We start from the raw sequence: 13,466 nt of genomic DNA, 5'->3' as shown, positions 1-13,466 counted from the left end.
CCGGATCGACGGCCCCTGCTGAAACAACGACCGAACCGCCGCCCGATCACGGCCGGCGGGCCCTCCGATACTGTCGGGCGGTCGAATACGGGGGCGCACACGGGGAGGTAGGCGCTTGACGCGCGGCGTTCGCACGCTGTTCGTCACGCTGACGGTGGCGGTGTCGCTGCTGGTGACGGGCACCGTCATGGCACTGACACTGGACGGCGCCGGCAACGACGACGGCAATGACAGGGCACCGGGGGCGCTCGCGGATCCGGGCGATCCCGCGCACTGGACCCCGGAACGCATGAGCCGGGCCAAACCCCGGGACCCCAAGAGCGACGAGGGCCCACCCGCACCCGCCGCGGCCCCCGAGGACCCGGACCCACAGCCCACCGGCGGCCCCCTGCCCGACGTGCTCGCCGAGGCCAAGCCGCCGCCCGTCCAGGCCCGACCGATCGCCCGCCCCTACACCGGCGAGGCCGGTACCGTCGCCGTCGGCAAACTCTTCTTCGAGGCCCCCGACGGCCCCTCGGTCTGCTCCGGCACCGTGGTCGCCGACCCCAAGCGCCCCGGCCGCAGCAACCTGGTGTGGACCGCCGGCCACTGCGTCCACGCCGGCCGCGGCGGCACCTGGTTCGGCAGCCTGCAATTCGTGCCCGCGTTCAACAGCAGCGGCCAGGCCACCCTGGCCAACCTCGGCAACCCCGGCCCGGTCGCGCCGTTCGGCCAGTGGCCGGCGACCTCGGTCGCCACCTCCGAGCAGTGGCGCACGGGCGGCACCGGCTCCGCCTCACCGGCCACCGCCCACGACTACGCGGTGGTCGAGGTCAAGAACCCCGACCGCGGCACGCGCAGCCTGGAGGAGGTGGTCGGCCGCGCCCTGCCGGTCTGGTTCGACGCCCCGCGCGACCTCCCCGCCGCCAGTGCCTACGGCTACCCCCAGGACGCCCCCTTCGACGGCCTGACCATGTTCGGCTGCACCCAGGCCCCGCGCCGGGTGACCGTCGACCCGAACGCGCCGCCGCTGCTGCGGATCGGCTGCACCATGACAGCCGGCGCCAGCGGCGGCGGCTGGTACGCCACCGCCCCCGACGGCACCCTGCGGCTGATCGGCAACAGCGCGCTCAGCGGCGCCGGACACACCTGGATCGCCGGCCCCTACCTGGGCCCGGAGGCCCGCCGGATGCTGGAGGATCCGGGCGGCAAACGCTGAGCGGACCACCGCACCCCGCGCCACAGCCGCACCCGGACACGACGAAGGCCCGGGCCACACACCGACATCGGTGTGCGACCCGGGCCCGAAGGTACCGAGGATCAGCGCTTGGCGACCACGAACCGCTCCAGCTCGGCCGCGAGTTGCCGGCCCACCCGGGCGTGCAGCCAGGTGCCCGCCTCGCGGTGCTCGGTGGCCAGCAGCTCACCGCTGCCGTGCACCTTGGCGACCAGATCGCCGCGCTCGTACGGCACGACCACCTCGACCTCCACGTCCGGACGCGGCAGTTCCTCGTCGATCAGCGCGAGCAGCTCGTCCATGCCCTGCCCGGTCCGGGCGGACACCACGATCGCGTGCTTCTCCCGACGCAACAGCCGCGCGAGCACCTCCGGATCGGCCGCGTCGGCCTTGTTCACCACCACGATCTCGCGCACCTTGTGCGCCTCGACCTCGGTGAACACCTCGCGTACGGCGGCCAGTTGGGCCTCCGGCGTGGGGTCGGAGCCGTCCACCACGTGCAGGATCAGGTCCGCGTCGGCGACCTCCTCCAGGGTGGACCGGAACGCCTCGACCAACTGGTGCGGCAGATGCCGCACGAAGCCGACCGTGTCCGCCAACGTGTACCCGCGACCGCTGGGCGTCTCGGCCCGGCGCACCGTCGGATCCAGCGTGGCGAACAGCGCGTTCTCCACCAGCACGCCCGCACCGGTCAACCGGTTCAGGATCGAGGACTTGCCGGCGTTGGTGTAACCCGCGATGGCCACCGACGGAATGGCGTTGCGACGCCGCTCCTGCCGCTTGGTGTCCCGGGCCTTCTTCATGTCCGCGATCTCGCGGCGCATCTTGGCCATCTTCTCCCGGATGCGCCGACGATCGGTCTCGATCTTCGTCTCACCGGGACCACGCGTGGCCATCCCGCCACCGCCGCCGCCACCCATCTGGCGCGACAGCGAGGCACCCCAACCGCGCAGGCGCGGCAGCATGTACTGCATCTGCGCCAGCGAGACCTGGGCCTTGCCCTCTCGGGACTTGGCGTGCTGCGCGAAGATGTCCAGGATCAGCGCCGTGCGGTCCACGACCTTGACCTTGACCACGTCTTCGAGCTGGATGAGCTGACCCGGGGTCAGCTCACCGTCGCAGACCACGGTGTCCGCGCCCGTGGCGATCACCACGTCGCGCAGTTCCCTGGCCTTTCCGGACCCGATGTAGGTCGCCGGGTCCGGCTTGTCACGGCGCTGGATCAGTCCGTCCAGCACCTGCGAGCCCGCGGTTTCCGCGAGCGCCGCGAGTTCCTTGAGCGAATATTCGGCGTCGGCCGCGGTCCCGTCGGTCCAGACCCCGACGAGCACGACTCGTTCCAGGCGAAGCTGCCGGTATTCGACCTCGGTGACATCGGTCAGCTCCGTGGAGAGACCGGCGATCCGGCGGAGCGCACTGCGCTCCTCGCGGTCGAACTGGTCGCCGTCGTAGTCGAGCGGACCGACCCCGACGTCATCGCCCGTTCCGAATCCGTCGAAGGCCGCTCCGTCGTCGAAGCCGTCGGCGTCGTCGAATGGGGGAGTCGAGTCCGTGTCGTCGTGTCCGGCGCGGTGTGAGCGAGAAGTCATATCGTCCTGTTCAACGTAGTCGGCGGGCCGCTCCATTCCCCGGGGCGGCCGTCACGATGGTCCCACGGCGGCCACCGCACGGGCATCCGGGTTTTCGGCCGGTTCGTCACCCGAGATCCGCGCACCCGGCCGACTCCCGGCCCGCCCGACCCGCCGCCGCGCCCGAGGCGCCCGCCGGAGGCGCCCCCTCGGGTCCACCGCGCGGGTCCACCGCGCGCCGCGACCTCACGAGGTGAGCAGTCGCGCCTGTCCCGCGTCGGTGTGCACCTTGATCTTGTGCTGCGACTGGTCGTTGCGCGAGACCTTCACGTCGGTGTCGCCGAGGGTGGTGGACACGTCCGCCGCGTACTGCTGCCCGCCCGGGACACGCACCGTGGCCCGGCCCGCGTTGGTCTTGGCGTCCACGTCGGTGGGCGGCTTGGTGAAGGTCAGGTCGATCGACCCGGCGCTGGTCTGCGCGGTCGCCTTCGCCGAGGTGACCCCCTCGCCGTCGATCTTGCCCGCGCTGGTGTGCAGGTTGAGCGTCCCGCTCACATCGCGCAGGGTCACGTTGCCGGCGTCGGTGCGGATGTCGAGCGCGGTTCCCCCGCGCGGGATGGTCACCTCGTACGCCACGAAGCAGGCCTTCTTGCTCGCGCAGTCGTAGTCCAGGACCAGTTGGCCGTTGCCGTCCACGTTGTGCGTGGTCGTCGGGGCCGTCTTGTCGTAATGCTGTTTCTCCGTCACCTTGACCGTCTTGACGTCGGCCTCGGTCACCTTGACGTTGCCCGCGTTGCTGTCCACCTTGACCGAGCGCACGTTCTGCGTGACGTCGTAGGACGTGGTCTTCTTCTCCGCCTCGTGGTCGTCGGTGTCCACGTTGAATTCGCACGCGGTGAGGACCAGCGGGAGCGCGACCAGCGGGGCCAACAGGGTCAGTCGGCGAGTGCGGGCAGACATGGGATCTCCTTGGGTCGGGGCGGGGTGCGCCGCCCGAACGCACGACCACTCCCCCGCTTTCCTGGTACCCCTCAGGCTAGGAATACCCGCCTCGTCCCGCGTCGGTCCGGCGTCGGGTACGGCGGGTCCTTCCCTGGCAGGAGAGAGCCCCGAGGCGCTCCACCTCCAGGAAGGACCCGCCTAGGGGTTCTCCCGGACCCCGGTACCGGGACCCACCGCCCGCGTCAGTGCGCCAGGCGCGCGCCCAAGGCCGGCTCGAGGGCGGCGAAATCGGCCGCCTCGGCCTCGTCCAGGACCGCGTAGCCGGCCGCCACCAGCTCGTCCGTGAGCTCCTCCGCGGCCTCCCGTCGGGCCCTCAGATCGGCCGTGACCTCGGGAAACGGCTTCCGGTGCCCGTAGAACTCCAGATACGGGCTCGCCTCGGCCGCCTGGGCCTCCACCGGTGCGAGACGATGCGCGGCCAACGCCAGGATGTGCAGCCCGCCGCGGTGCTCGCGCAGCGTCTGGAGGTTCTGCGCGAGCACGGCGGGCGCGTCATCCGGAAGAGGTACACCGCGCCAGGCCGCATAGAGCGGAGCCAGCCCACCCAGGTCGTTGGCCCGCACGATCCGGGTGGTGATCGCGGCGAGTCGCTCCACCTCGGGCAGGTCGGCCAGGTGCTCGCGACCCCACGCGCGCACGCAGTCCGCGTACAGTTCGCCGATCCGCGCGGGCGGCGCGACCTTGCGGCCCGCCTCCCACAGCGGGATCAGGGTCTCGGCGGTGAAATGGTGGAAGGCGCGGACCACCGTCTCGTCGTCCGCGTCACCGAGCACCCCGCCGCGACCGGTGATGTACAGGGTCACGCCGTCCAGGCCCAACTCCGCGCCGCGCGCCACCGTGTTCGGCGCGAAGAAGAAGGCCCCGCCCGCCTGCACCGTCTTCTTCACCGCGCGGGTGGTGGCGCGTGCCGTGTCCAAGCTGCTCATGTCGGTGTCTCCCCATGACGGTATTGCTTGACCAGGTCATGCAAGACCTATCACGGGGCGCCGGGCGTGCACAGGTGCCCGATGGCGCCGGCGACATCGCCGGCGCGGATGTCACAACCGGGCGAGGTCGACCCGTCCCTCGGCGACGATCACGGCCGGGCCGGTCATCTCGACATGGCCGTCCACCCGCTCGGTGATCACCAGCCGACCGCCGGGGACGTCCACCGTGTACGTGACCGGCTCACCGGTGACGGCCGGCTCCGCGCCGTCCGCCCGCGCCGCGGCGACCATCACCGCACACGCCCCGGTCCCACACGAGCGGGTCTCACCGGAGCCGCGCTCGTGCACCCGCATCGCCACGTGCCCCGGTCCCCGACGCACCACGAACTCGACGTTGACCCCTTCGGGGTAGGCCCCTTCCGGGGATACCGCGGGCGCCGTGTACAGCAGGCCCGCCTGGGCCAGGTCCTCGACGAACACCACGGCGTGCGGATTGCCCATGTCGACGTTGGTCGCGGGCCGCACCCGCCCCTCGACGTCCACCCCGATGCCCTCGGAGCCGGGCAGCCGGGCCACGCCCATGTCGACGGTGACCGGGCCCTCGCTCGGCGCGGTGACCACCTTGACCCCGCCGCGGGTGGCCACCCGCAACTCGCCCGCCTCGGCCAGGCCGCGCTCGACCAGGTGCCGGGCGAACACCCGCACGCCGTTTCCGCACATCTGCGCGATCGACCCGTCGCTGTTGCGGTAGTCCATGAACCACTCGGCCTCGCCGGCCAGATGCTCGGCGGCCGGGTCCTTCGCCGCGCGCACCACGCGCAGCACGCCGTCGGCACCGATGCCCGCGCGCCGATCGCACAGCGCGACGACCTGCTCGGCGGTCAGGTCCAGCTCGCCGTCCGCGTCCGGCACGATCACGAAGTCGTTCTCGGTGCCGTGGCCCTTGAAGAAGTGCAGAGTGCTCACCGCACCATCCTAGGCCGTGGCCGCGAACGCCCCGGGAGGGTTTCCACCGGGGGCGTTCGGGGTGTGCGAAGGGGCCGGGTCGGCCGGAGTGAGGCCCGTTATCGGAGGGCTCCCGCCCATCGGGCCCGATCAGTCGGGCCGGACCACACCCGCCGCGCCACCACCCCTGCGGGTCGGTTCCGCCACCGCCTGGACCCGGCCGCCCGGGAGGAACTCCAGCGCCGCGGCGGCGCCGATCTCCGGATTGGCCTTGAGCACGTGCCCGCGTTGCTCCAGGGCCGTGCGCAGCGAAGCCGGCACCCCGGGTTCGACCTCGGTGGCCGCCCCGTTGCGCTGGGACAGGCGCGGCGCGGCGACCGCCTGCGGCAGGGACAACCCGCGGTCCAGCCGCCCGGTCAGCACCTGGAGCACGGTGGTGATGATGGTCGCGCCGCCGGGCGAGCCGACCGCGATGAACGGCCGACCATCGCGAAGCACGATCGTCGGCGACATGCTGCTGCGCGGGCGCTTGCCCGGCGCGGGCAGGTTGGGGTCGAACACGCCGGGGGTGAGCGGCGCGAAGTTGAAGTCCGTCAGTTCGTTGTTGAGCAGGAAGCCGCGCCCGGGCACGGTGATCGCGCTGCCGCCGGTCTGCTCGATGGTCAGCGTGTAGGACACCACGTTGCCCCAGCGGTCGGCGGTGACCAGGTGGGTCGTGGACAACCCCTCGATCGGCTCGGCCGCCTCGGGCGTGCCGGTGGGCCGGCAGCTCCGGTCGTACGGTGCGGTGGGATCACCCGGCGGGACCGGGCTCACCGCGGCGTGGTCGGGGTCGATCAGGCACGCGCGCTCCCGGGCGTAGCCGTCCGCGAGCAGGCCCCGGAGCGGTACGTCCACGAAGGCCGGGTCGCCGACGTAGCGGTTGCGGTCGGCGAAGGCGAGGCGGGACGCCTCCAGGTAGTGGTGCGTCGCGGCGACCTCGTCCTGCCGGCGCGGGTCGGTGGTCTCCAGGATGTTGAGCGCCTCGCCCACGGTGGATCCGCCCGACGAGGACGGCGCCATGCCGTAGACGTCCAGCCCGCGGAAGTCGACCCGGGTGGGCCGCTGGTCCAGGACCCGGTAGCGGGCGAGGTCACCGGTTTCGATCAGGCCGGGCCGAAAGACCCGGTCCGCGCCGGGCGCCATCGGTGGCTGTTGCGCGGTGCGCACCACCTCGCGGCCGAGCCCACCCCGATACAGCCAGTCCACGCCGTTGCGGCCGAGCTGCTCGTAGGTCCGGGCCAGGTCCGGATTGCGGAAGACGCTGCCCACGACGGGCGGCTGTCCGTTCGGCAGGAACAGCTTCGCGGTCGGGGCGATGTCGTCGAACCGGCTCGCGTTCGCCGCGGTCTGGTCGTGGAAGGTCTGGTCGACCACGAACCCGCGCTCGGCCAGTGCCCGGGCGGGCTCCAGGGCCGCGCGCAGATTGGTGGTGCCCCACGTGCGCAGCGCGGTGTTCCAGGTCTGCGGGGTGCCGGGTACACCCACCGAGAGCCCCGAGTTGACCCCCTGGTCGAACGGGATCGGCAGCCCGGTGGCCGGGTCGAGGAACGCGCCCTCGCCCATCTTGGCGGGTGCCGTCTCGCGGCCGTCCAGGGTGCGCACGGTGCGGCTGCGGGCGTCGTAGTAGACGAAGTAGCCACCGCCGCCGATCCCCGACGAGTACGGCTCGGTGACGCCGAGCGCGGCGGCCGTGGCCACCGCGGCGTCCACCGCGTTGCCGCCGCGGCGCAGCACGTCCAGACCGATCCGGGTGGCGTCGGGGTCGACGCTGGAGACCGCGCCGCCCCACCCCGTGGCCACCGGCTGCTTGGCCGGTGGGCCGCCCGACTCGCCGGGGTGCGCGGACGCCACTCCCGGAATGGTCAACGCGAGCCCCAGCGCCGTACCCAGCGCCATGGCGCGACGAACAGAGCGGATCACGACCGCCTCCCCCGAGCAGGTTTGGGTGTGCCACGGACCCCCCACCGTGCCACGTGGGCCCCACCCGCAACACCCCTACTCGGGTCGGATCACCCGTTCGAGTGCGGCATCCAGCAGATCGGCCCGGGAGTGCTCCAGCCATTCGATCCGGGGATCGCGTCGGAACCAGGTGTCCTGCCTGCGGGCGAACCGGCGGGTGGTGCGCACGGTGTCCTCACGGGCCTCCTCGTCGGTGCACTCGCCCGCGAGCAGCCGCAGCACCTGCGCGTAGCCCAGCGCGCGCGACGCGGTCCGGCCCTCGCGCAGACCGGCCCCCTCCAGCTCGCGCACCTCCTCGACCAGACCCGCGGCCCACATCCGGTCCACCCGCGTGGTGATCCGCTCGTCCAGCACCGGTCGGGGTACGTCCACCCCGATCTGCACGCTGTCGTAGAACGAGCGGTGGGTGGGCAGCGTGGCGGTGAACGGCCGCCCGGTGAGCTCGATGACCTCCAGCGCGCGCACGATCCGTCGGGCGTTGCCGGGCAGGATCGCGGCGGCGGCGGGCGGATCGGCCGCGGCGAGGCGCTCGTGCAGCGGACCGGGGCCCACCCGTTCGGCCTCGGCCTCCAGCCGGGCCCGGATCTGCGGGTCGGTGCCGGGGAACTCCAGGTCGTCCAGCACCGCGCGCACGTACAGCCCCGAGCCGCCGACCAGGACGGGTGTCCTGCCGCGCGCCAGCAGGTCCTCGACCAGCACCCGCGCGTCGCGCTGGTACTCGGCCACGCTGGCGGAGACGGTCACGTCCCACACGTCGAGCAGGTGGTGCGGGACGCCTTCGCGCTCGGCGACGGTCAGTTTGGCGGTGCCGATGTCCATGCCCCTGTAGAGCTGCATGGAATCGGTGTTGATCACCTCCCCGTCCAGCGCGCGGGCCAAGGCGACCCCCAGATCGGACTTTCCGGCCGCAGTGGGACCGACGACGGCAATGACACGGGGACTCACCCCCCAAGTCTGCCGGATCACCACTCCCGGTCGTGCCGGGCGTGGCCCCGGGTCGCCGTCGCCACGCCTGCCGTCGCTCGTTGCGGTACGGCCGCCCGCGTGGTCGTGACCGGCACCGTTCGCTCTCGTTGATCTCCGGCGACCCATGTACTCCGGGCGGCTCGGCGGAACGTCCCCCCGTATTGCCGCCGAAATGCACGACAACGACCACAGACATACGGTCTAGGAGAAATTGTGAGTGTTTTCGACTGGTTCAAGCGGCGTCCGAGCACGTCGGAGGAGAGCGGCTCGTGCTGCTCGCACAACGCGGCGGGCACGGACACCGCCACGCTGGTCGAGGACCGGCCCGCGACGCCGGCATCGCCCGCCGCCGAGGCCGAACCGGTCGAGGCGACGGCCACGACGCCCGCTCCCCGGACCCCCGGGGACGCGGCCGGTGAACCGGTCGAGGCGGGCGCATCCGAGGAGGAGCAGGACATGGGTGTCTTCGACAACATCAAGGCCAAGGCCGAGGGCCTGCTGGGTCAGCACGGCGACAAGGCCGACAAGGGCGTCGACAAGGCCGCCGAGGTCGCCGATCGAAAGACCGGCGGCAAGCACACCGACAAGATCCAGGGCGCCTCGGACAAGGCCAAGGAGGCAGTGGGCAAGGCCGGCGGCGGCGCGCCCGACGCGACCGCCGAGGCGACGCCCGAGAGCCGGCCCCCGGCGGAACCCGGCGCCTGAGTCGCCCGCGGGCGGTGGTCACCGGATTCCGGTGGCCGCCGCCCGTCGTCATGTCCGGGGCCGCACGGCCGCCGCCGCCGTCACAACGCGGGCGCGGTCAGGACCAGAGCGCCACGAAGTAGCCGACGCCGTAGGGCGCCTCGGCATAGAGCAACCGGCTCTGCCGACCCGGACCCGCCGCGCCGGCCAGCACCTGGAGCGCGGGCCGGCCCGCCACCCACAGTTCCCGTGCGAGGGCCGGGTCCAGCTCCGCGAGCGCGACCTGGTCGGCCGCCTCGAGCGCCGCGCCGAGCGCGAGGTCGTACGGCTCGGCGCGCGCGTCGAGGTAGCCGGGGGCCTTCTCGGTCCGGCACGCGGACCCGTCCGCCACCACCAGGAGCGCGACCCGATCGGCGCCCGCGACCAGTTCGGCGCCCCGGGCCGCACAGCGCGCGGGCTCGGCGTCCGCGGCGATCTCCGCGCCGGTCACCGGGCTCGGCGCGGTCCCCGACGCGATCCGCTCGGCGGCCCACGGGGAGCGGCCGAGCAGCCACGCGCCGACGGTCAGCGCGGGCGACAGGCGGGCCGCGGCGCCCGCTCCCAGCGTCACCTCCAGGTCGACCCCGTACCGCGCGAACGAGCCGGTCCCGCCGGCCTCCAGCGTCGCGTCCGCCTCGCCCGCGCCGAGCACGATCAACCGGTCGGGTGCCGCCTCGGCCAGCGCGGCCAGGGCCTGATCACACGCGGCGCGCAGGCCGTCCAGCTCGGCTACGGCCCCGCGGGCCAGCTCGGGCACGATCATCGGGGGGCACGGGACTACCGCGGCGGCTACGAGCATTCAGGGAGAGTACTAAGCGCTCGCCGCGACGCCTCTCGGAGCGCGTGATGGGATGGATCACATGCCAGAACTGATGTTGGTGCGACACGGTGAGACCGAGTGGAGCAGGTCCGGGCGGCACACGGGGCTGACCGACATCCCGCTGACCCCGGAGGGCGAGGCCCAGGCGAAGGCGGTCGCGGACCTGCTCGCCGGGCACACCTTCCCGCTCGCCCTGACCAGCCCACTCGTCCGGGCCCGACACACCGCGGAACTCGCCGGGATCACCGGCGCGGAGGTCGAACCGGACCTGGTCGAGTGGGACTACGGCGGCTACGAGGGCATCACCACGAACGAGATCCGCGAGAGTGTGCCGGGCTGGTTCCTGTGGCGGGACGGGGTGCCCCCCGGCGACGCGGACCACCCGGGCGAGTCGATCGCCGACGTGGGCCGCCGGGTGGACCGGGTGCTGGCGCGGGTGCGTCCGGTGCTCGAGGGCGGCGAGGACGCGGTGCTCGTCGCGCACGGCCACCTGCTCCGCGTGCTCACCGCGCGCTGGCTGGGTCTGCCGCCGCAGGACGGGCGGCTCTTCCGACTGGAGACCGCCCGGCTGTCCACGCTCGGCTACGAGCGTGAACAGCCGGTCCTGCTCGGGTGGAACGTGACCTGAGCGGCGCTCAGTCGCAACAGGCGACCGCGGTCGGGGCGGCCCCGACCGCGGGCGCGCCGATCTGCGGCATGCCGAGCAGTACGCCGGCCTTGGTCGCGGGGGCGGCGGGGGCCGCGTTGCGCCGCTCCCACGCGTCGCCCGCGGGGGTGCGCCGGATCGCCGGGGTCGGCTTCTCCGCGAGCAGGTGGTGCGGCGCGGCGTAGGTGATCTCGACCGAGACCATGTCGCCCGGTCGCACGCCTTCGGCGGGGCGCTCGAAGTGCACGAGGCGGTTGTCCGGGGCCCGCCCGGACAACCGCGCGGTGTCGTGGTCCTTGCGACCCTCGCCCTCGGCGACCAGCACCTCCAGGGTGCGGCCGACCTGGGCGCGGTTCTCCGCCCAGGAGATCTCCTCCTGGAGCGCGAGCAGCCGCTGGTAGCGCTCGGTCACGACCTCCTTGGGCACCTGGCCGTCCATCGTGGCGGCCGGCGTGCCGGGGCGCTTGGAGTACTGGAACGTGAACGCGGCGGCGAACCGGGCCTCGCGCACGGTGTGCAGGGTCTGCTCGAAGTCCTCGTCGGTCTCCCCGGGGAAGCCCACGATGATGTCGGTGGAGATCGCCGCGTCCGGCATCGCCGCGCGCACCCGCTCGATGATCCCGAGATAGCGGTCCTGCCGGTAGGAGCGGCGCATCGCGCGCAGCATCGCGTCCGAGCCGGACTGCAACGGCATGTGCAACTGGTGCATCACGTTCGGCGTCTCGGCCATCGCCGCGATCACGTCGTCGGTGAAGTCGCGCGGGTGCGGCGAGGTGAAGCGCACCCGCTCCAGGCCGTCGATCCGTCCGCACGAGCGGAGCAGCTTGGAGAACGCCTCGCGGTCGCCCATGTCCGAGCCGTACGCGTTCACGTTCTGGCCGAGCAGGGTGACCTCGATCACGCCCTCGCCGACCAGCGTCTCGATCTCGGCGAGCACGTCCCCGGGGCGGCGGTCCTTCTCCTTGCCGCGCAGCGCGGGCACGATGCAGAACGTGCAGGTGTTGTTGCAGCCCACCGAGATGGCCACCCACGCCGCGTACGCCGACTCGCGTCGGGTGGGCAGCGTGGAGGGGAAGACGTCGAGCGACTCCAGGATCTCGACCTGGGCCTCCTGCTCGATCCGGGCCCGCTCCAGGAGCACCGGCAGCGAGCCCACGTTGTGCGTGCCGAAGACCACGTCCACCCACGGCGCCTTGCGCACGATGGTGTCCCGGTCCTTCTGCGCGAGGCAGCCGCCGACCGCGATCTGCATGCCGGGGCGTTCGGCCTTCGCGGGCGCGAGGTGGCCCAGGTTCCCGTACAGCTTGTTGTCCGCGTTCTCGCGGACGGCGCACGTGTTGAAGACGACCACGTCGGCCGGCTCCCCCTTGGGCGCGCGGACGTAACCCGCGTCCTCCAGCAGACCGGACAGTCGCTCGGAGTCGTGGACGTTCATCTGGCACCCGTAGGTGCGGACCTCATAGCTTCGCGCAGTCATAACACCCGACAGGGTACGGGGTTTGCTTCCTGACGTGTGTGGGCGTCCTCCATGGCAAACTCGCCGCCGTGCCCTCCTTGTCGTTCCTCCCCGTTTCCGTGCGCGACGCCTGCGCGCGCCGGCCCCGCCTGGTCCGGGCCGGGCTGGCCACGCTCGTGCTGCTGTGCGTGCTCGGGGGCTACGCGGTGCTCTCGACGGACGAACGGCCGACCCCGGGCGGGCCGGTCTCGTTGGCCACCGGGGTGCCGACCGGGGTGTACCACCGCTACGGCGAACTGTTGCGGCCTCGGCTGTCCGCGGACCTCAAGGTGCGAGTCGCGGTGAACTCCAGCGGGGGGTCGGTGGAGAACCTGCGCCGGGTGATCGACGGCGTCGACACATTCGGCATCGCCACCTCGGACGCGGTGGCCGACCTGGGGCCGGCCGACCGGGACGGGTTGCGCGCGGTGGCCCGGTTGTACGACGACTACGTGCAACTGGTGGTGCCCGCCGATTCGCCGGTGCAGCGGATCACCGACCTGCGCGGGCGCCGGGTGGTGGTCGGGCTGCCCGGATCCGGGGTGGAGTTGATCACCCGCCGGCTGCTGAGCGAGGTGGGCATGAACGACATGGAGCACGCCATCACGCCGGTCCGGATCGGCATCGGCGAGGCCACCCAACGGTTGCGCGACGGCACGGTGGACGCGTTCTTCTGGTCCGGCGGGCTGCCCACCGGGGCGGTCTCCGACCTGGCCGAGCACTGGTCGGTGCGGCTGGTGCAACTCGGCGACCTCGCGGGCAAGCTGCGCGATCGCTACGGGCCGGTGTACCGCGAGGCGGTGGTGCCCGCGGACGCCTATCCCGGTGGCACCGAGACGCCGACCATCGCGGTGCCGAACCTGTTGGTCACCCGGGCGTCGCAGGATTCGGTGCTGATCAGGCGGGTGACCGAGACGGTGATGGAGAACCGGGAGGCGATCGGACGCGAGGTGCACGCGGCGCAGTTGGTCGACCCCAGGACCGCGATCTTCACCGATCCGCTGCCGCTGCACGCCGGCGCCCAGCGCTGGTACCGATCGGTGAAACCCTGATCGGACAGATCGTGATGCCCAGGGCGTCGCGCGAAGCGGTCCCGATGGCACATGCTGGGTTCGTGTCATGGTGTTCGGGACCGACATCTACGCTCTGAGCTTGTAG

12 protein-coding genes are annotated in these 13,466 nt (G+C 72.7%); 4 read left to right on the top strand and 8 right to left on the bottom strand.

Features of this window, described 5'->3' with window-relative positions; translation table 11 throughout:
• The first annotated feature begins 115 nt into the window (after positions 1–115).
• Entirely contained in the window at positions 116–1,198 is a 1,083-nt protein-coding gene (locus OG948_RS26190) for a trypsin-like serine peptidase (RefSeq protein ID WP_406298792.1), read from the top strand.
• A gap of 101 nt (positions 1,199–1,299) precedes the next feature.
• Here OG948_RS26190 and hflX read toward each other — a convergent pair whose 3' ends face one another.
• The 6 genes from hflX to miaA form a co-directional block, all read right to left on the bottom strand.
• Positions 1,300–2,805, bottom strand: coding sequence for a GTPase HflX (gene hflX / locus OG948_RS26185; RefSeq protein WP_406298791.1), 1,506 nt, complete (start codon positions 2,803–2,805; stop codon positions 1,300–1,302).
• A gap of 225 nt (positions 2,806–3,030) precedes the next feature.
• Entirely contained in the window at positions 3,031–3,744 is a 714-nt protein-coding gene (locus OG948_RS26180) for a DUF4097 family beta strand repeat-containing protein (protein WP_406298790.1), read from the bottom strand.
• A gap of 224 nt (positions 3,745–3,968) precedes the next feature.
• Positions 3,969–4,712, bottom strand: a complete 744-nt coding sequence (locus OG948_RS26175; protein ID WP_406298789.1) for an SCO6745 family protein — start codon at positions 4,710–4,712, stop codon at positions 3,969–3,971.
• 111 nt (positions 4,713–4,823) lie between these two features.
• Complete coding sequence (gene dapF, locus OG948_RS26170; protein ID WP_406298788.1) at positions 4,824–5,678, bottom strand: diaminopimelate epimerase; 855 nt, start codon at positions 5,676–5,678, stop codon at positions 4,824–4,826.
• A 129-nt stretch (positions 5,679–5,807) separates the two neighbouring features.
• Positions 5,808–7,595: a gamma-glutamyltransferase gene (gene ggt / locus OG948_RS26165; protein ID WP_406300344.1), complete on the bottom strand. Its 1,788-nt coding sequence runs from the start codon at positions 7,593–7,595 to the stop codon at positions 5,808–5,810.
• 99 nt (positions 7,596–7,694) lie between these two features.
• Complete coding sequence (miaA, locus tag OG948_RS26160; protein ID WP_406298787.1) at positions 7,695–8,603, bottom strand: tRNA (adenosine(37)-N6)-dimethylallyltransferase MiaA; 909 nt, start codon at positions 8,601–8,603, stop codon at positions 7,695–7,697.
• A gap of 234 nt (positions 8,604–8,837) precedes the next feature.
• Here miaA and OG948_RS26155 point away from each other — a divergent pair, with 234 nt between their 5' ends.
• Positions 8,838–9,329 (top strand): Rv0909 family putative TA system antitoxin, encoded by a 492-nt coding sequence (locus tag OG948_RS26155; RefSeq protein ID WP_406298786.1) that lies wholly within the window; start codon positions 8,838–8,840, stop codon positions 9,327–9,329.
• A 97-nt stretch (positions 9,330–9,426) separates the two neighbouring features.
• Here the strand turns inward: OG948_RS26155 and OG948_RS26150 are convergent, their stop codons facing one another.
• Positions 9,427–10,146: a hypothetical protein gene (locus tag OG948_RS26150; protein ID WP_406298785.1), complete on the bottom strand. Its 720-nt coding sequence runs from the start codon at positions 10,144–10,146 to the stop codon at positions 9,427–9,429.
• 61 nt (positions 10,147–10,207) lie between these two features.
• On the opposite strand from OG948_RS26150, the gene OG948_RS26145 reads away from it, so the two are divergent.
• Positions 10,208–10,795 (top strand): histidine phosphatase family protein, encoded by a 588-nt coding sequence (locus tag OG948_RS26145; protein WP_406298784.1) that lies wholly within the window; start codon positions 10,208–10,210, stop codon positions 10,793–10,795.
• A gap of 7 nt (positions 10,796–10,802) precedes the next feature.
• On the opposite strand, the gene miaB is transcribed toward OG948_RS26145, so the two are convergent.
• Positions 10,803–12,290: a tRNA (N6-isopentenyl adenosine(37)-C2)-methylthiotransferase MiaB gene (miaB, locus tag OG948_RS26140; protein ID WP_406298783.1), complete on the bottom strand. Its 1,488-nt coding sequence runs from the start codon at positions 12,288–12,290 to the stop codon at positions 10,803–10,805.
• A 68-nt stretch (positions 12,291–12,358) separates the two neighbouring features.
• On the opposite strand from miaB, the gene OG948_RS26135 reads away from it, so the two are divergent.
• Positions 12,359–13,360 carry a TAXI family TRAP transporter solute-binding subunit gene (locus OG948_RS26135; RefSeq protein WP_406298782.1) on the top strand — a complete coding sequence of 334 codons (1,002 nt, stop codon included), beginning with the start codon at positions 12,359–12,361 and terminating at the stop codon, positions 13,358–13,360.
• Positions 13,361–13,466: the final 106 nt, after the last annotated feature.

This window comes from Embleya sp. NBC_00888 (genome assembly GCF_045207655.1).
Lineage (GTDB): Bacteria > Actinomycetota > Actinomycetes > Streptomycetales > Streptomycetaceae > Embleya.
Note: the sequence above shows the minus strand (reverse complement) of the source record. Positions and strands in the feature narration are given on the sequence as shown.